Here is a 16,844-nt window from a genome sequence, read left to right on the forward strand (position 1 = left end):
ATCTCGCTGCTCTGCTTACTCATTTAAGGGCTGATTGGACGCCGCGGTCCAATAGCCGTCATCAATCGGGAGATAGGCCGGATATATCGATATATCCCGTGAGAAAGCGCCGCAGCCTCCGACGAAGTAAGTAGAATTATATTTCTTGCTAACGTCGATGGGGGCGAAATATGGTGCAGGGCGGGCGCTGAGCCATTGGCGGCGCGACAGATTTTGCGTTCAATAGAGACGACCCGGGGGCGGCGATCACCTCGCTGCCGGGCACAATAATAAGGAGGGGAGTGGTTATGAGGACGGCATTTTGGCTGGCGGGCGCTGCGGCGCTGGGGCTGGCAAACCAGGCTTTCGCCGGCGACACCATCAAGATCGGTTTCGTTTCGACCTTCAGCGGCCCGACCGCCGTGATCGGCAACGACATGCGCAACTCCTTCGAGCTCGCGCTGGATCACATCGGCCGCAAGATGGACGGCAAGCCGGTCGAGGTGATCTACGAGGATGACGGGCAGAAGCCCGACGTCGGCAAGCAGAAGACCGAGAAGCTGGTGCAGTCCGACAAGGTCGATTTCATAGTCGGTTACATCTGGTCGAACGTGCTGCTGGCCTCGCTCAAGACCGCGGTGGATTCGCAGACCTTCCTGATCTCGGCCAATGCCGGCCCGTCGCAGCTCGCAGGCGAGCTCTGCTCGCCCTACGTGTTCTCGACCTCTTGGCAGAACGACCAGACGCCGGCCGCCATGGGCCTCAACATGAATGCGAATGGCGTCAAGAGCGTCTTCCTGATCGGCCCGAACTACGCCGCCGGCAAGGACATGCTCGCCGGCGTGAAGAGCACCTTCAAGGGCGAGATCAAGGGCGAGGAGTACACGGTCTGGCCGAGCCAGCTCGATTTCTCCGCCGAGCTCTCCAAGGCGCGGGCCTCCGGAGCCGAGTCGATCTTCGTGTTCTATCCCGGTGCGGCCGGCGTGCAGTTCCTCAACCAATATGCACAGGCCGGCCTGAAGAGCACGATGCCGCTCTACACCGCCTTCACCATCGACGAGCTCTCACTGCCACTCCAGAAGGAGAACGCACTCGGCGTATCCGGCGCGCAGGAGTGGGTGAACGACCTCCCGAACGAGCAGAATAAGAAGTTCGTCGCCGACTACCGCAAGAAGTACCCCAGCGCCCGGCCGAGCTATTACGGCGCGCAGGCCTATGACGCGGCGCAGCTTATCAACAGCGCGGTGGTCGCCGTCGGCGGCGACACGTCCAAGAAGGATGCGATGAAGGCCGAGATGGAGAAGGCCAATTTCAAGTCTCTGCGCGGCTCGTTCAAATACGGCAACAACCACATCCCGATCCAGAACTTCTATCTCCAGGACGTGGTGAAGGGCGCCGGGGGCGAGCTCTCGCTGAAGACCGTCGCCACCATCGTCACGGACGACCAGGACCGCTTCCACGAAAAGTGCCCGATGAAGTGAGCTGATTGTAACTACAATCAAGCTGCGTTCCCTTCTCCCCTTGTGGGAGAAGGTGGCGCGAAGCGGCGAATGAGGGGTTCGCCGCTACGCGACGAGCCACCCTCTCACAAGGGGAGAGGGGAAGAAGCCGCTACATCCGCGGCATGCTCACCGGGCGCACCTCGCGCGATTGCGCCGCGAGCCTGATCCCGGCATTGGCCGCGCCAAACCCCCGATAATTCCGCCGCTCGACGATCTCGAAGAAGAAGCGCTCATCAAAAATGTGGGTGTAGACCTGGAAGAACTCGCCGTCGCCTTCGCGATCGTAGAGGATGTGGTTGGCGCGAAGCTGCGCCATCAGGTCGGGCGCGAGGTCGTATTTGGCTTCGATGTCGTCGTAGTAATTGTCAGGGATGTCCAGGAAATCCGCGCCGCGCTTGCGCATTTCCGCGACCGCCGCAAAAATGTCCCGGCAGGAGAACGCGACGTGCTGCACGCCCGAGCCGAAAAACTCCGAGATGAAGCGGGCCGGCAGCGTGCGGTTTGCGGATGAGCCGTTGAGCACGAAGCGCAGGCTCTGGTCGCCGTTGATGACGGCCTGGCTCTGCACCAGCCCTCGGGGATCGGCGATCTCCATCTGCGGCAGCCGCTTGAGGTCGAGGATGCCGGTGTAGAACAGCAGCCAGGACAGCATCTCGTCATAGGGCATCGACTGCGCAATGTGATCGACGGCGAGCAGGGCGTCCGCGCTCGTATCGCTCGGGACGTGTTCGAAATCCGTGTCCCAGTTCTTGCCGGCCTGGTCGAGGAAATACAGCAGGCTGCCGCCGACGCCGTGGATCGCGGGAATCTCGAGTTCGCCCGGCCCGACCGGCTGGTAGAAGGTGCGTGCCTTCAGCGTCTCGGCCCGCTGCATGGCAAGGCCGGCATTGTCGACATCGAGCGCGATGGCGCAGACGCCGGGGCCATGCGTCACGTAGTGCGAGTGCGCGAAGCCGTCGGTCTCGGAGTTGATGACGAGCTCGACCTTGCCTTGCGACCAACGTTCCACCGCCTTGCTGCGATGCTTGCCGGTCTTTCGGAAGCCGAGCTGCGAGAGCAGGCGGGCGAGCTCGCCGGCCTTGGTCTCGTTGACGGCAAACTCGATGAAGCCCGTGCCGCCGCTCTTGGCCTTCGGCGCCAAGGGTTCGCTGACGAGCTTCGGCCAATCCGGTGCGAGTTGGTCCTCCAGCAGGATCAGCGAACGCAGTCCGTCGACCGCGGTCTGCGCAGCCGAGCCGGCGCGGAACTGGTCGTTGAAGATCTCGAGCGAGAGCGGCCCGGCATAACCGGTCGCCGCGATCGCCGCCATGAACTCGCCGACCGGCAGATCGCCCTGACCGGGGAAGGAGCGGAAGTGCCGGCTCCAGGACAAAATGTCGAGCTCGAGCTTCGGCGCATCCGCAAGCTGCACCAGAAAGATCTTGTCGCCGGGGATCGAGGCCATCGCGCGAACGGGAAAGCCCGGCGCCAGCGCATGAAAGCTGTCGAGGATGACGCCGATCGCCGGATGATCGGCGCGCCGCACGATCTCCCAGGCGTCGCGATAATCGTTGACATGGCGACCCCAGGCCAGCGCCTCGTAGCCGACGCGCAAAGACCGCTTGGCCGCACGATCGCCAAGCTCGCGAAAATCATCCGCAGCGCGGTCGATGCCGCCGAGCGAGGCCGGCGAGACGTTCGAGCAGATCAGCAGCAGGTCGGTGCCGAGCTCCTGCATCAGGTCGAACTTGCGCTCGGCCCGAGCGAAATTGCGCGTCCGCTGCGGCTCCGGCATGCCCTCGAAATCGCGGAACGGCTGGAACGCGCAGATTTTGAGATTGAGATCCTTGCAGAGCTGCGCCACCTCGCGCGGGCCTGAACCAAACGACAGCAGATCGTTCTCGAAAATCTCGACCGCGTCGAAACCGGCGGACGCGATGGCGCGGAGCTTTTCGTCGAGGGCGCCTGAGAGGGAAACGGTAGCGATCGAGCGTTTGTTCATGCCGCATTGTCCTCCATGACGCCACCGAGGAAAAGTTGCCCGATGCGCGGGTCGTTCAGGATGCGCTTCGCGTCGTCGACCATGCGGGTCTGGCCGAGCTCGAGCACGATGCCGATGTCGGAAATCTCCAGCGCCGAGCGCGCGTTCTGCTCGATCATCAGGATGGTGACGCCGCGGTCGCGCAAGCCTTTGAGGATGTCGAAGGTCTGTTGCACCATCAGCGGCGACAGGCCGATCGAGGGCTCGTCGATCAGCACCAGCTTTGGCTCGAGCAGCAGCGAGCGGGCGATCTCGAGCTGTTTCTGCTCGCCGCCGGACAGCGTGGAGGCCTGCTGCGTCGATTTCCGCCGCAGCGCCGGGAACAGGTCGAGAGCGACCTCGATCCGTGTGGGCAGGTCGATGTCCTTCCCGGCGGAAACGCCGCCGAGCTCGATGTTGTGACGCACCGACAGTTCGGGAAAGATGTTGCGGCCCTGCGGCACGTAGCAGATGCCGGCATTGAGCAGCGCGCGCTGGCTCAAATTGGTGACGTCGCGGCCGGCGAAATTGATCTTGCCCTCGCGCAGCTTCAACAGGCCGAAGATTGCCTTGAAGACCGTCGATTTGCCGGCACCGTTCGGGCCGATGATCGTCGTGATCGTGGCCTGCGGCACGGCAAAGGTGGTGCCGTTCAGGATCGTCATCTTGCCGTAGCCGCCGACGAGATTGTGAACCGAAAGGATCGGGTCGCTCATGGCTCGCTCGCTCCTCAATGTCCGAGATAGGCTTCGATCACGGCGGGGTTCTTTCGTACCTCGTCCGGTCGTCCCATCGCCAGCACCTTGCCCTCCGCCATCACCATCACGCGCGAGCATAGCGACATCACGAATTCCATGTTGTGCTCGATCACGACGAAGGTGGCGTTCTTCTCGCGGTTGATCGCGACCAGGCGCTCCTTCAGATCCGTCAGCATCGACGGGTTGACGCCGCCCGCGGGCTCGTCGAGCAGCACCAGGCGGGGGCCGCCCATGAAGGCCATGGCGGCGTCCAGAAGCTTCTGCTGACCGTAGGACAGGCCGCCGGCCGGCTCGTCGGCGAGATGATCGAGCTTGAAGAAGCCGATCATCTGGTTGGCGGCCCCTGTCAGTCCTGCATCGGAGCGACCGACAAGGCGCGAGGCCATGCTGCCCTGGTGCTCCTGGCCAGCAAGGATCAGGTTCTCGCGCACCGAGAGCTTTGGAAACACCTGCAACAGCTGGAAGGTGCGGCTGACCCCGAGCTTGTTGAGCTCGGCGGGCCGCAGGCCCGTCACGATCTTGCCGTCGAGCTTGACCTCGCCGCCTGACGGGGTGAGTTGGCCGAGGATGCAGTTGAACAGGGTCGACTTGCCGCAGCCGTTCGGCCCGATCAGGCCGAGGATCTCGCCTTCGCGGACGTCGAACGAGACGCCGCCGACGGCGCTGATGCCGCCAAAGTTCTTCTTGATGTCGGTGACTTCGAGGACCGCGCTCATTGCACCGTCTCCAGTCGGGATTTCGCGACGGCGCGCAGTGCGGAGGCCGCCTTGGTGCGGCGTTCGGCGAGATAGCGGTCGAGGATCCCCAGAATGCCGGTCGGCGACCAGATCAGCAGGCCCATCACCGCGATCGCGTAGAGCATCAGATAATAGCCTTCGGTGAAGCGCAGCCATTCCGGCAACAGCACGGCGATCATCGCGCCGAGGAATGGGCCGAGGAAGAATCCAGCGCCGCCGACGATCACCATCATCAAGAGGTCGAGCGAGAGCGACAGGTTGAACGGCACGGGATCGATATATTGCGTCAGCGGCGCATAGAGCGCGCCGGCGACGCCGCCGAGCGCGGAGCCGATCGCGAACGCCATCAGCGTATAGCGGCGCGTGTCGATGCCCAGCGACTGCGCGCGCAGGGGGTTTTCGCGCAGCGCCATGAAGGCGCGGCCCCAGGGCGAGCGGATCAGCCACCAGACCGCCAGCGACACGATCGCGAGCGAGCCGAGACAGACATAGTAGAACGGCAGCGGCTTATTGGTGGCGATGCCGAAGATGTGCGGGCGCGGAATGTTGGAGATGCCGTAGATGCCGCCGGTGAGCCAGCTCTCGTTGCGGAACACCAGGAAGGCCAGCGTCGAGAAGGCGAGCGTGACGAAGGCGAGATAATGGTGCTGCACCCTCAGCGCGGGATAGCCGAGCACCCAGCCGACCGCGAAGCTCAAGGCGATCGCGACCACGATCGCCGCCGGCAGCGGCCAGCCATGGGTGGTCATGATCGCCGCCGCGTAAGCGCCGATGCCGACGAAGGCGCCCTGTGCCAGCGAGACCTGGCCGGCATAGCCGAGCGTGAGGTTGAGGCCCATGGCGGCGATCGCCATCACCGCCCACTGGCTCAGAATGAACAGGCCATAGCGGTTGAAGTTCATGGGGACGACGATCAGCGCGGCGATGACGGCGAGGCCGAGGGCGATCTTCAGAGGTTTGGCGAAGCCGCTCATACGGTGCGCTCCTCGGCGCGGCCGAGCAAGCCCTGCGGCCGGAACAGGATGACGGCGATCAGGAAGATCATCGGCACGGCGGCGCGGTACTGCGTCGAGACGTAGGCGGCCGCGAGGTTGTCGAGCACGCCGATCAGCAGGCCGCCGGCGATCGCGCCGCGCACCTGGTTGAATCCGCCGACGATCGCGGCGATGAACGCGGCCTGGCCGAGCACCTCGCCGGATGTAAACTTCGCGAGGTAAATCGGCGTGATCAACAGCGAGGCGAGCGCGACCAGGAAGGCGTTGATCAGGAAGGTCAGGAGAATCATGCGCTCGACCGGCACGCCGATGATGCGCGCCACCGTCGGGTTCTGCGCCGCCGCCTGCATCTGGTGACCGAGCGAAGTGCGGTTGAGGAGTGCGGTCAGGCCGAAGACGGCAAGGATGGCGAGCACGAGGACGCCGATGCTTTGCAGCGAGACGTTGTGACCGAGGATTGCGATATCGCCCGTCGGCACGATCGAGGGGAAGGGCGAGGCCTCGGCGCTGAAGAACTGTTTGACGGCCTCCTTGAGGCCGATCGCCAGCGCCATGGTCGCGATGGCAAGCGGCAGCACGCCATGGCGCATCATCGGATCGACCAGCAGCATCTTGAAGGCGAGGCCGAGCAGGAGCATCGAGAGCAGGATGCCGAGGATAATCGCGAGCCAGAACGGCGCGCCGGCATGCATCGCCGCCAGCATCAGGAACGCCGGCAGCATCACGAACTCGCCTTGCGCGAAATTGATGGTCTGAGAGGTCTGCCACAGCAGCGTGAAGCCGACCGCGACCAGCGCATAGATCGCGCCGGTGGCAAGTCCCGCGACCAGAAGATCGAACAGATTGGACATGTTCCCTCTCGTGTCCCTAGCCCCGCTTTATCGGCTCCCTCTCCCCGCGAAGGGCGGGGAGAGGGAGGAGAAAGGTCGCCCCTCCCCGCGCGCGGGGAGAGGCGAAGACCACCTCACTTCACCTTCGGCAGCACCTGCTTCACGACCTGCTTGCCCTCGACCACCTCGACCAGAAAGCTCTGGCGGTCGATGTCGCCGGTGTCGCTGAAGGTGACGTCCATCAGGATGCCCGGCTCGTCGGCGGCCTTGATGGTCAGGCCGTGCAGCGTATCGGCGAACGCCTTGCTGTCGACCTTGCCCATCTTGTCGGTGGTGGCCTTCACCATGTAGACGGCGAGATAGCCCTTCAGGCCGTTATGGTCGGGCACGTAATTGTACTTCTTCGCGAACTTGTCGCGGAACGTCTTGATCAAATCGACCGGCGCATCGGTGGTGAGGCCGACATGGCCGCGCGCGCCGTTGGCGGCATCGCCGGCGAGCTCGATCACCTTCTGGCCGATCAGCGTGGTCTCCCCCATCAGCGGCGCGGTGACGCCCTGACGCTTCAGCTCCTTCAGGATGCGCGCGCTCTCTTCCTCGTTGAGATAGACGAACACGGCGTCGGGATTGGCGGCCTTGATCTTGCCGACGTCGGCGGCGAAATCGGCCTGGCCCGCTTCGGTGGAGAGATCGGCGACCACCTTGGAGCCGAGCCGGTCGAGCTCCTTGACCACGACGTCGCGTCCGCCACGGCCGAAATCATTGTTGACCCAGACCACCGCGACCGACTTCGCCTTCATGTCGTCGTGGATGTATTTGGCGACCTTCGGCATCGAGGATTGCTGGCCGAACGAGGTGCGGAACAGGAATTTGTTTCCGGCCTGCGTCAGCTCGGCGGCTTCGCCACCCATGATCTGCGCGATGCCGGCCTCAGCCGCGAGCGGCGCGGTGACCTTGACTGAGCCGGAATAGCCGGGCCCGAGCAGCACATAGGGCTCGGCGTCGAGCGCCTTCTGCACCTGCGCGCGGGCAACGCCGGGGTTGGATTGCGAATCGGCATGGGTGACCTCCAACTTGCGGCCGAGCACGCCGCCCTTGGCGTTGATCTCCTCGATCGCGAGGTCGATGCCGTTCTTCCAGTTGGTGCCGACGGTGGCGCCGCCACCGGACAGCTCGGCGACGTCGGCGAGCTTGATCGCCTGGGCGAAGGCGCCCGTGGTCGTGATTGCGGTGAGCAGCGCGCCCACCAGTAGCGTTGATTTCATCGTCCTCTCCTCCGGGTTGAATTTTGCAAGCGGCCTTGTGTCCGGCCGCTTTGTCTCAAGCTGCCTGATAGGCGGCGCTGCGCGCGGCCATCACGGCGTCGAAAGCCTCGCCCATGATTTCGATCGATGGCGCAAGGCCGGTGAACAATTCGAAAGCGTCGGCCGCCTGGTAGATTGCAAGCTCCCGCCCCGTCATGATCCGCGCGCCCTTCTCTTGCGCTGCGGCGAGGAGCGGCGTGATCAGCGGCGAATAGACGGCGTCGGCGATCCACAGGTCGGCGCGGAGCAGCGCCGGCGGCACCGGCGTGTTGCGGTTCGGCAGCATGCCGACCGGCGTGCCGTTGACCAGACCGGTTGCCCCCTCAACGGCATCCTCGACGCTTGTGGCCACCCGGGCGCCACCAGCCAGCAGCGCAGCGAGCTTCTCGGCGCGCTCCAGGTCGGTGTCGAAGATGCGGATGTCGGCGACTTTCAGGCTCGCCAGCGCAAAGGCGATCGCCTTGCCGACGCCGCCCGTGCCGATCACGGCGACCGCATTTCCGGACGGTGCCAGCAGCGGCGCCACCGCGCGCGCGAAGCCGGTGGTATCGGTGTTGTGGCCGATCAGCCGGCCGTCATTGACGACCACGGTGTTGACCGCGCCCATGGCGGCCGCTCCCTGCGCCAGCTCGTCGAGCAGCGGCACCACGGCCTCCTTGTAAGGAAAAGTCACGTTGACGCCGGCAAAGCCGAGCCGGCGCACGCCTTCGAGCATCATGCGCAGCCCGGTCGCATCGGCGCCGGCGACCTCGATGAGCTGGTAATGGCCGCGCAAGCCAAGCGCCTCGGCGGCGCGCTCATGCATGGCAGGGGATGCGGAATGCGCGATCGGCGCGCCGATCAGGCCGGTGAGAAGCTTCTTGCTGGCTGCGTATCCGCGCTTGGACATGGTTTGCTATGGTCTCGATTGGAGCGTTCGGTCCACGCCATTAGCGGGGAAATCCGCGCCATTCCAAGGGGGCTTCCATGTCGGACGATAGCCTTTCCCCCGCCTAACACAATTACCCATTTATCGGACAAACCTAACATAATGTTATTTCTTTCGCCCCCGCGCCGGAACGGCCTTGCCGTTGCTGCGGGACGGCTCCACCGCGCGCATCTCGGTGCGCAGGGCTTCGATGAAATACTCGACGTGAAGCGACAACGGCGCGCCGCGCTTCACCGCGATATAGGTGTCGAACCGCGTCGGCTCGGTGATCTTCAACAGCTCGATTCCGGGATAGCCGCCATGGGCCACCGTGAACTGGTCGATGATGGCGATGCCGAGCCCCGCCTTCACCAGCGCGCAGACCGTGGTGCCGAAGCGCGCGCGGATGGTGATGTTGTAGTCGAGCCGGTTGCGCGCGAAGATCTCGGCCATGATCCGGCCGTAGGGATCGTTGGGATCGATGCCGATCAGGGGATAACGGGTGATCTCGGCGGCCGAGACCTGCTTGCGGCCGGCGAGTTCGTGGCCGGGCGGCACGATACAATAGAGCTCGCCGGAGGCGAGCGGCATGAAGTCGAGCCCGGAATGCTCGAGCCGGTAGCTCATCGCGACGCACTCGCCGCGGCCGAGCAGAAGATAGTCGATTGCTTCCTCGATCTTGAGGATGTTGATGTCGATGCCGAGATCGGGATAGCGGCGGCGGACCCGCTCGATCGCGCGCGGCACCATCACCTGCGAGATGCTCGGCACCGAGCCGATGCGCAATTCCGACAATCCGCCGCGGCCGATCTTGGAGATGAGCTCCGAGAGATCGTCGACCTTCTTGTAGACGCCGTTGATCTGCTCGAAAATGTTCTCGGCTTCCGGGGTCGGAAAATAGCGGCCGTTCTGACGCTGGAAGAAGCGGATGCCGAGCGAGCGCTCGGTGTATTTGACGAGCCGGCTGATCCCCGGCGCCGAGACGTTGAGCAGCTTGGCCGCGCCGCCGATGGTGCCCGTCACCATCACGGCACGGATCACTTCAACTTGGCGCAGCGTCATCATGCTCTTGGCACCCGAAAGATAATCGTGGTCGCGCTGCCCTTCCCTCTCCCCTTGTGAGAGGGTGGATCGCCGCGATAGCGGCCGACGCTTCGCGCCACCTTCTCCCACAAGGCGAGAAGGAAAGGCAACGACCTGATTGTTTCGGCGAAAATCGGCACGTTCGAATGGAGAGGCGTCGCTCGCGCAGGACGCACGCCTTGCTGCAACTGCGTTCTAGCTCGCCGGTCCTTCCGGCGAGGCACTCTCTGCCGGCTTGGTGCGCTCGCTTTGCAGAATCTCGCGCGCGAACTCGATGATCTTCTGCTTGTTTGCCGTTTCGAGGACGGCGAAAAACACGCGGTTGAGTTCCAGGCCGAGCACGCTGTTGAGGGCGATGTTCTCGTCGTCCATCGGGGTTTTCTCGCTCTGTACGCCGCAGGTGTAACTTGACGTCACTTCTTCCACAAGTAGATTAAAGCTTCCGCGCAGACGCCTACCGGGGAACTACGGGAGCAGCGAATTGAGGCAGCCCCCAAAGTCGTGCTATAGCGAACGGCGAGGGTCAGGAAACGCACCGATGTCCGCCGTGGATTATGGCCGGGAAGCGCTCGACTTCATTGAGGGGCTAGGAGCCTACACCAAGGTTCCGGACGCCATGGACGCGCTTGCGACCGCGTTCGGACGGTACGGCTTCGAGCATATCATCGTCACCGGCTTGCCGAATCCCGATCAGCGCTTTTCCCAAATGGTGCTCGCCAAGAAGTGGCCGGCGGAATGGTTCAGCCTCTATACTCAAAAAGGCTACGACCGTGTCGATCCCGTGATCCGCAAGTGCCGGCAGACGGTGAACCCATTCGAGTGGTCTGAGGCGCCGTACGATCCGGAACTGGAGCCGGGCGCGGTAGAAGTGATGCGGCGCGCTGCCGATTTCCGAATGTCGCGCGGCTTCGTGGTGCCGATCCACGGGTTGACCGGGTATGAGGCTGGCGTTTCGCTCGGTGGCGTTCATCTCGATCTCAATGCGCGCAGTAAGCCGGCGCTGCACCTGATCGGAATGTACGGCTTCGATCATATTCGCCGTCTGCTCGATCCGGTACCGCATCCATCGATGCGTCTTACCCCGCGCGAGCGCGAGGTGCTCGCCTGGGCGTCGCAGGGCAAGTCGGCCTGGGAAATCGGCGAGATCCTGCACATCACGCAGCGCACAGCCGAAGAACATCTTGCAACTGCCGCGCGCAAGCTGGGTGCGGTCAACCGGACCCACGCGGTCGCGATCGCGATCCGCCACAGAATCATCACCCCCTGAAATCCGCGCCTACTGGGAAATTTCCCAATAGTCGGTCTGGTCGTTTTCCGTGAGGATTCCCCTTTATTTCGAACAATGGGGGAATAAATGATTCATGTGATCTCTGCCGTTAACCGGCACCTCTATGAGGACGTGCTCGAGCAACATTTCAGGGTGCGTCACGAGATTTTCGTCGAGGAACGGAAATGGGAGGCGCTCCGCAAGCCCGACGGCCGCGAGATCGACACCTATGACAATGAGGACGCGATCTACCTGCTGGCGCTCGATAACCGCCGGGTGCTCGGCGGCTCCCGCCTGTATCCGACCACCAAGCCGACGATGCTGAGCGAGGTCTTCCCGCATCTCGCCGCGGTGCGCGGGTGCCCCTCCGACCCGCTGGTCTGGGAGTGGTCGCGCTTCTTCGTTTCGCGCGAACGCCGCGACGGCGCGTTCAATCTGCAATTGATGGCTGCGGCGCAGGAGTTCTGCCTGGATCAGGGTATCGAGCGTCTTTGTCTCGTCATGGAGACCTGGTGGTTGCCGCGCTTCCACGACATCGGCTTCGTCGTTACCCCGCTGGGATTGCCGGCACTGATCGAGAATTCCTGGACCATGGCGGCGTCCATCGAGGTCCGACAGGAATCGCTCGATGTCGTGCGCGACCGTATCGGAATGAAGAATGTCGTGCGCCACGACGGCCCGCGTCTGGACGCCGTCGCCCGTGCCAACCTCTGCGGCCTCGCCGCCCAACGAAGGAGCGCTTGAGATGTCGAACATGATGCGAGACAGCCAGATCATGGCGCAGACCAAGGACGAGAATCTCGGCTACATGTCCGACATGGCGCTCGAATTGGCGCAGATGGCGGAAGACACCGGATTGGCGACGCTCGCCTATCTGTTCCGGATGGCGGCGCTGGAAGCCTCGACGGCCAACAGCGTGCTCGCCGAGCCGGATGATCTTCCCCGGCAGATGACGTCGCACTAGACGCGTCCTCTTTACATTCCGACGACCATCGCACCCTCCCTCCGGCCAGCCGGGGGGAGGGTGATCGTTTTGGGTGCGGCACGTTGCCCCAGCCCGCACGGCAGTCTTTTTGCATCGCCCAGTTCGATCGCATGCACCGGCATGCAACAAAGTGCATGTTCGGTGTCGAATCGCTCTTGCCTCGGAACGATACTGCCATTACCCATTTTTCCGCCTTGTAGAGGCAGGGGGAGCTCTTTCACTGATGGCGACCGTGTTCGGACATCGGCGCGAAGCTGCGTGCGCCTGAAAGAGTTTTGATGCTGCTCGTCGTCGAACAGTTCTTGAACGGGTTGCAGTTCGGCCTGCTGCTGTTCCTGCTCGCAGCCGGCCTCACGCTGGTGTTCGGGATCATGGATCTCGTCAACCTCGCGCACGGCTCGCTCTACATGATGGGCGCCTATTTCGCCGCCACCTTCGCGGCCTGGACCGGCAGCTTCCTGCTCGGCGCGCTGCTGGCGCTCGGCGCGACGCTGGTGCTCGGCATCGTGCTCGAGATGAGCGCGCTGCGGCATCTCTATGGCCGCGACCATCTCGACCACGTGCTCGCGACCTTCGGGCTGATCCTGTTCTTCAACGAGGCCGTGCGGCTGGTCTGGGGTCCGGCCGGCCTCGCGCTGCAGCTGCCGAATTGGCTTACCGTGCCGGTACCGATCCTGCCGGGCATTCACTATCCCGCCTATCGCCTCGCCATCATCGCGGTGGCGCTGCTGGTCGCGCTGCTGCTCTATCTCGGCGTGATGCGCACCCGCATCGGCATGCTGATCCGCGCCGGCGCCTCCAATCGCGAGATGATCGGCGCGCTCGGCATCAACATCAAGCTGCTCTACACGCTGGTGTTCGGCCTCGGTGCCGCGCTCGCAGGCCTTGCCGGGTTGATGCAGGCACCGATCCTCACCGTGCAGATCGGCATGGGCGAGAACATCCTGATCCTCGCCTTCGTCATCATCGTGATCGGCGGCATCGGCTCGATCCGCGGCGCGTTTCTCGCCGCGATCTTTGTCGGCATGATCGACACGCTTGGCCGCGCCTTCCTGCCGAACCTGTTGCGGCAGGTGCTGAGCGGCGCCGCCGCCTCCACCGCCGCGCCCGCGCTGTCGTCCATGCTGATCTACCTGTTGATGGCGATCGTGCTGGTGGTGCGGCCGGAGGGGCTGTTTCCGGCCAATCGTCGATGAAGGCTTTCACTGTGAGCAAGGCCGTCACGGCCCTTCTTGTGGTAGGCCTCGTGCTGTTGCCGCTCTACTCGCAAGCCTCCGGCAACATCTTCATCCTGACGCTGTTCACCCGAATCATCATCCTGGCGCTGGCGGCCGCCAGCCTCAACCTCATCATGGGTTTTGGCGGCATGATGAGTTTTGGCCACGCCGCCTATCTCGGCATCGGCGGCTACGCGGTCGGCATGCTGGCACAGGAAGGCATCGGCTCCGGCTTCATCCAGTTTCCGGTCGCGCTCGCGGCGTCGGCGACTTACGCGCTGGTGATCGGCGCGCTCTCCTTGCGCACCCGAGGCGTCTATTTCATCATGATCACGCTCGCCTTCGCGCAGATGGCCTATTACGTCGCCTCGGGACTGGCGCGTTACGGCGGCGATGACGGCCTCACCGTCTACAAGCGCAGCGACTTCTCCGGGCTGGTCAATCTGTCGAACCGCACGCAGTTCTATTATCTCTGCCTCGCCTGCTTGTTCGCAATGATCTTCCTGATCTGGCGCGTCGTCAATTCGCGCTTCGGCCTCGTGTTGCAGGGGCTGCGCTCCAACGAGCAGCGCATGCAGGCGATCGGCTTTCCCTCGAAACGCTACCAGCTCGTCTGCTTCGTCATCTCAGGCACCATGTGCGGCCTCGCCGGCGCGCTGCTCGCCAACAACACCGATTTCGTCAGCCCGGCCATGATGTACTGGACCCGTTCCGGCGACCTCATGGTGATGGTGATCCTCGGCGGCATGGGCACGCTGTTCGGCCCGGTCATCGGCGCGGTGGTATATCTGCTGCTGGAAGAGTTTTTGTCGCAGCTCACCGAATATTGGGCGCTGATCATGGGGCCGCTGCTGCTGCTGATCGTGCTGTTCGGCCGTGGCGGGATCATGGGCCTGCTCGGGAGGCTCAATCGTGGCTGAACCCTTGCTCCGTGTCGACAGGCTGGTGCGCCGCTTCGGCGGTATCGTTGCGACCGACAACGTCTCGCTCGACGTCGCGGCCGGTGAGCTGCACGCCATCATCGGCCCGAACGGCGCCGGCAAGACCACGCTGATCAGCCAGCTCACCGGACATCTTGAACCGCATTCCGGAACCGTCTCGCTGGGCGGTCGCGACATCACCTATCTGCCGGCCTATCGCCGCTGCGCGCTGGGCCTGGCACGTTCGTTCCAGATCACCTCGTTGCTGCTCGATTTCACCGCCGCCGACAATGTCGCGCTGGCGGCGCAGGCGCATGCGGGGCACTCGTTCCGCTTCTTCGCCAATGCCCGCAAGGAGAAGGGCCTGCGCGATGCCGCGCATGCCGCGCTCGACCGCGTTGGTCTGGCCCATCGCGCCGACGTCCTGGTGTCCAGGCTCAGCCATGGCGAGCGTCGCCAGATCGAGCTTGCGGTCGCGCTCGCGAGCAAGCCGAAATTGCTGCTGCTCGACGAGCCGATGGCGGGTCTCGGCGTCACCGAATCCCAGCGCATGGTGCAACTGCTCCAGGAGTTGCGGAAAGAAGTCTCGATCGTGCTGGTGGAGCACGACATGCCGGCGGTGTTCGCGCTCGCCGACCGCATCTCGGTGCTGGTCTATGGCCGCGTCATCGCCTCCGGCGATCCGGCCGCGATCCGGGCGAACGAGGACGTCAAGCGCGCCTATCTCGGCGAGGCGCATGTGGTGACGCACCATGGCTGAAAAAGTGGTGGCCGACACGCTGCTCGAGGTCGACGGCATCGAGACCTGCTACGGCCTGTCCCAGGTGCTGTTCGGGCTGTCGCTGTCGATCAAATCAGGCGAGATGGTCTCGTTGATGGGCCGCAACGGCATGGGCAAGACCACGACCATCCGCTCCATCATGGGCCTAACCCCGGCGCGCGCCGGCAGCATCCGCTTTGCGGGCACCGAGGTGCGGACGCAGCCGTCCTACCGAATCGCAAAGCTGGGCGTCGGCCTCGTCCCGGAGGGGCGGCAGATCTTCCCGAACCTCACCGTGCGCGAAAACCTGGTTGCGGCCGCCGCCGATCGCTTCGGCAGCGCCAATCCCTGGACGCTGGCTGCGATCTACGGGATGTTTCCGCGCCTCGCCGAGCGCGCCGCCAACATGGGCAACCAGCTCTCCGGCGGCGAGCAGCAGATGCTTGCCATCGGGCGCGCCCTGATGACCAACCCGAAGCTCCTGATCCTGGATGAAGCGACCGAAGGCCTCGCGCCGCTGATCCGCGAAGAAATATGGACCTGCCTGTCGCTGCTCAAGAGCCGAGGACAGTCGATCCTGGTCGTCGACAAGAACGTCGACCACCTCGCCCGCATCTGCGACCGCCACACCATCATCGAGCGCGGCAAGACGGTGTGGAGCGGCACCTCGGACGAGCTGATGGCCGAGCCGGATCTGCAGCACAAATATCTGGGGATTTGACGATACGATTAGGGGCGGGATGCTCGCGCCGCCCACTCGGTGTCGTCCTGGCCTAGTGCGCAATTGCGCACGGGGGCCAGGACCCATACCGCGAGGTCTACCTATTTTGGGCAGTATCAGTACCGAACAACGGTCTTCGCCAAACCCCTTCTTGGGGTAATGGGTCCTGGCTTTCGCCAGGACGACATCGGGGCAATCACCAGTAAATCCCATGCCGATGCAGCTCGCGGATCACGCGCGCCTCGGTGGAAGGCTGGCGACGTTTCGTTTTGGCGACATCTGTCGTGCTGGCAACCGGTGCACCAGTGGACTGAGTTGCGGCCGGAGGGGTCGCGGTTGTCGTGGCGGCCGCCGCCGGAGGCGTTGAAGTCGGGGCGGTGGTCGCCGTCTGGACATTCGCCGGCTGCGTTGCCGCCGGGGCCTGCGTCGTCTGCGGTGCGGCTGTGGGCGAGGCCGGTTGCCCGGCGGCCGGTTGGTTTGCGTTGGTCGCCGCGAGGCTCAGACTGCGCGGACCACCGGCATGGGCTTGTGCTGCGAACAGCGAGATCGAAGCGATCAGGATCAGCTTGCGCATGAAATCCCCGTCATCTGGTCAAACCGTCTTACCTATTAGCGCCCGACCGGCCCAATCACCGCGTAAGCCGATGCGCGCCGATCTCGGTCAGAGTGGTCCGGCAGGACAGGCGATAGATCAGGCTGAACAATTGACCCCACATGACCGAACTCCACTGTTGATCACAGGAGCAGGTTAACCCCGGTGTTTTTCCGGCGGTTTTCGGGACGTGCGGAAAATGGTTTCGTCGGCCCGCGATGTGATGTCGTCGGAATAGGTGGGACGAAGTCACCTCACGGGGGTGTGAGCATTGAGCCGCGGCGGCTC

18 protein-coding genes are annotated in these 16,844 nt (G+C 64.0%); 8 read left to right on the forward strand and 10 right to left on the reverse strand.

Annotated elements, in window-relative coordinates; translation table 11 throughout:
* Nucleotides 1-287: 287 nt before the first annotated feature.
* Nucleotides 288-1,460, forward strand: coding sequence for an ABC transporter substrate-binding protein (locus IVB31_RS17360; protein WP_247324427.1), 1,173 nt, complete (start codon nt 288-290; stop codon nt 1,458-1,460).
* Nucleotides 1,461-1,590: 130 nt separating this feature from the next.
* Here IVB31_RS17360 and IVB31_RS17365 read toward each other — a convergent pair whose 3' ends face one another.
* The 9 genes from IVB31_RS17365 to IVB31_RS17405 all read right to left on the reverse strand — a co-directional run bounded on the left by IVB31_RS17365 (nt 1,591) and on the right by IVB31_RS17405 (nt 10,466).
* Entirely contained in the window at nt 1,591-3,462 is a 1,872-nt protein-coding gene (locus tag IVB31_RS17365; protein ID WP_247324428.1) for a sugar phosphate isomerase/epimerase and 4-hydroxyphenylpyruvate domain-containing protein, read from the reverse strand.
* Nucleotides 3,459-4,196, reverse strand: coding sequence for an ABC transporter ATP-binding protein (locus IVB31_RS17370; RefSeq protein WP_247324429.1), 738 nt, complete (start codon nt 4,194-4,196; stop codon nt 3,459-3,461). Before IVB31_RS17370 ends, IVB31_RS17365 begins: the two co-directional genes overlap by 4 nt.
* A 14-nt stretch (nt 4,197-4,210) precedes the next feature.
* The gene (locus IVB31_RS17375) at nt 4,211-4,954 is read right to left on the reverse strand and encodes an ABC transporter ATP-binding protein (RefSeq protein ID WP_247324430.1); all 744 of its coding nucleotides are present in this window, start codon (nt 4,952-4,954) and stop codon (nt 4,211-4,213) included.
* Complete coding sequence (locus IVB31_RS17380; RefSeq protein ID WP_247324432.1) at nt 4,951-5,949, reverse strand: branched-chain amino acid ABC transporter permease; 999 nt, start codon at nt 5,947-5,949, stop codon at nt 4,951-4,953. Before IVB31_RS17380 ends, IVB31_RS17375 begins: the two co-directional genes overlap by 4 nt.
* A complete protein-coding gene (locus IVB31_RS17385; protein WP_247324434.1) occupies nt 5,946-6,821 on the reverse strand; it encodes a branched-chain amino acid ABC transporter permease in 876 nt (291 codons plus the stop codon). Before IVB31_RS17385 ends, IVB31_RS17380 begins: the two co-directional genes overlap by 4 nt.
* Nucleotides 6,822-6,934: 113 nt before the next feature.
* Entirely contained in the window at nt 6,935-8,065 is a 1,131-nt protein-coding gene (locus IVB31_RS17390) for an ABC transporter substrate-binding protein (protein WP_247324436.1), read from the reverse strand.
* A 55-nt stretch (nt 8,066-8,120) separates the two neighbouring features.
* Nucleotides 8,121-8,993: a shikimate dehydrogenase gene (locus IVB31_RS17395; RefSeq protein WP_247324442.1), complete on the reverse strand. Its 873-nt coding sequence runs from the start codon at nt 8,991-8,993 to the stop codon at nt 8,121-8,123.
* A 144-nt stretch (nt 8,994-9,137) separates the two neighbouring features.
* A complete protein-coding gene (locus IVB31_RS17400) occupies nt 9,138-10,076 on the reverse strand; it encodes a LysR family transcriptional regulator (protein WP_247324443.1) in 939 nt (312 codons plus the stop codon).
* A 213-nt stretch (nt 10,077-10,289) separates the two neighbouring features.
* Nucleotides 10,290-10,466 (reverse strand): hypothetical protein, encoded by a 177-nt coding sequence (locus IVB31_RS17405; protein WP_247324444.1) that lies wholly within the window; start codon nt 10,464-10,466, stop codon nt 10,290-10,292.
* A gap of 166 nt (nt 10,467-10,632) precedes the next feature.
* Here IVB31_RS17405 and IVB31_RS17410 point away from each other — a divergent pair, with 166 nt between their 5' ends.
* From IVB31_RS17410 to IVB31_RS17440, 7 genes are all read left to right on the forward strand, one after another.
* The gene (locus tag IVB31_RS17410) at nt 10,633-11,361 is read left to right on the forward strand and encodes a LuxR family transcriptional regulator (protein ID WP_247324445.1); all 729 of its coding nucleotides are present in this window, start codon (nt 10,633-10,635) and stop codon (nt 11,359-11,361) included.
* An 87-nt stretch (nt 11,362-11,448) separates the two neighbouring features.
* Nucleotides 11,449-12,105, forward strand: coding sequence for an acyl-homoserine-lactone synthase (locus IVB31_RS17415; RefSeq protein WP_247324446.1), 657 nt, complete (start codon nt 11,449-11,451; stop codon nt 12,103-12,105).
* A gap of 1 nt (nt 12,106) precedes the next feature.
* Complete coding sequence (locus IVB31_RS17420; RefSeq protein ID WP_008540920.1) at nt 12,107-12,325, forward strand: hypothetical protein; 219 nt, start codon at nt 12,107-12,109, stop codon at nt 12,323-12,325.
* Nucleotides 12,326-12,624: 299 nt separating this feature from the next.
* On the forward strand, nt 12,625-13,542 hold the full coding sequence (locus tag IVB31_RS17425) for a branched-chain amino acid ABC transporter permease (protein WP_247324447.1): 918 nt from the start codon (nt 12,625-12,627) through the stop codon (nt 13,540-13,542).
* Entirely contained in the window at nt 13,539-14,483 is a 945-nt protein-coding gene (locus IVB31_RS17430; RefSeq protein ID WP_247324449.1) for a branched-chain amino acid ABC transporter permease, read from the forward strand. Before IVB31_RS17425 ends, IVB31_RS17430 begins: the two co-directional genes overlap by 4 nt.
* The gene (locus IVB31_RS17435) at nt 14,476-15,243 is read left to right on the forward strand and encodes an ABC transporter ATP-binding protein (protein WP_247324451.1); all 768 of its coding nucleotides are present in this window, start codon (nt 14,476-14,478) and stop codon (nt 15,241-15,243) included. Before IVB31_RS17430 ends, IVB31_RS17435 begins: the two co-directional genes overlap by 8 nt.
* Nucleotides 15,236-15,964: an ABC transporter ATP-binding protein gene (locus tag IVB31_RS17440; protein WP_247324453.1), complete on the forward strand. Its 729-nt coding sequence runs from the start codon at nt 15,236-15,238 to the stop codon at nt 15,962-15,964. The genes IVB31_RS17435 and IVB31_RS17440 overlap by 8 nt, the downstream gene beginning before the upstream one ends.
* Before the next feature lie 196 nt (nt 15,965-16,160).
* Here IVB31_RS17440 and IVB31_RS17445 read toward each other — a convergent pair whose 3' ends face one another.
* Nucleotides 16,161-16,538: a hypothetical protein gene (locus IVB31_RS17445; RefSeq protein WP_247324455.1), complete on the reverse strand. Its 378-nt coding sequence runs from the start codon at nt 16,536-16,538 to the stop codon at nt 16,161-16,163.
* Nucleotides 16,539-16,844 lie beyond the last annotated feature (306 nt).

Source organism: Bradyrhizobium sp. 21 (assembly GCF_023073335.1).
GTDB lineage: Bacteria > Pseudomonadota > Alphaproteobacteria > Rhizobiales > Xanthobacteraceae > Bradyrhizobium.

Coding starts and splice junctions, on each gene's coding strand:
- IVB31_RS17360 (WP_247324427.1), top strand. CDS start 288: ATGAGGACGGCATTTTGGCTGGCGGGCGCTGCGGCGCTGGGGCTGGCA.
- IVB31_RS17420 (WP_008540920.1), top strand. CDS start 12,107: ATGTCGAACATGATGCGAGACAGCCAGATCATGGCGCAGACCAAGGAC.
- IVB31_RS17380 (WP_247324432.1), bottom strand. CDS start 5,949: ATGAGCGGCTTCGCCAAACCTCTGAAGATCGCCCTCGGCCTCGCCGTC.
- IVB31_RS17430 (WP_247324449.1), top strand. CDS start 13,539: ATGAAGGCTTTCACTGTGAGCAAGGCCGTCACGGCCCTTCTTGTGGTA.
- IVB31_RS17400 (WP_247324443.1), bottom strand. CDS start 10,076: ATGATGACGCTGCGCCAAGTTGAAGTGATCCGTGCCGTGATGGTGACG.
- IVB31_RS17375 (WP_247324430.1), bottom strand. CDS start 4,954: ATGAGCGCGGTCCTCGAAGTCACCGACATCAAGAAGAACTTTGGCGGC.
- IVB31_RS17385 (WP_247324434.1), bottom strand. CDS start 6,821: ATGTCCAATCTGTTCGATCTTCTGGTCGCGGGACTTGCCACCGGCGCG.
- IVB31_RS17365 (WP_247324428.1), bottom strand. CDS start 3,462: ATGAACAAACGCTCGATCGCTACCGTTTCCCTCTCAGGCGCCCTCGAC.
- IVB31_RS17410 (WP_247324445.1), top strand. CDS start 10,633: ATGTCCGCCGTGGATTATGGCCGGGAAGCGCTCGACTTCATTGAGGGG.
- IVB31_RS17370 (WP_247324429.1), bottom strand. CDS start 4,196: ATGAGCGACCCGATCCTTTCGGTTCACAATCTCGTCGGCGGCTACGGC.
- IVB31_RS17390 (WP_247324436.1), bottom strand. CDS start 8,065: ATGAAATCAACGCTACTGGTGGGCGCGCTGCTCACCGCAATCACGACC.
- IVB31_RS17405 (WP_247324444.1), bottom strand. CDS start 10,466: ATGGACGACGAGAACATCGCCCTCAACAGCGTGCTCGGCCTGGAACTC.
- IVB31_RS17440 (WP_247324453.1), top strand. CDS start 15,236: ATGGCTGAAAAAGTGGTGGCCGACACGCTGCTCGAGGTCGACGGCATC.
- IVB31_RS17415 (WP_247324446.1), top strand. CDS start 11,449: ATGATTCATGTGATCTCTGCCGTTAACCGGCACCTCTATGAGGACGTG.
- IVB31_RS17445 (WP_247324455.1), bottom strand. CDS start 16,538: ATGCGCAAGCTGATCCTGATCGCTTCGATCTCGCTGTTCGCAGCACAA.
- IVB31_RS17395 (WP_247324442.1), bottom strand. CDS start 8,993: ATGTCCAAGCGCGGATACGCAGCCAGCAAGAAGCTTCTCACCGGCCTG.
- IVB31_RS17425 (WP_247324447.1), top strand. CDS start 12,625: ATGCTGCTCGTCGTCGAACAGTTCTTGAACGGGTTGCAGTTCGGCCTG.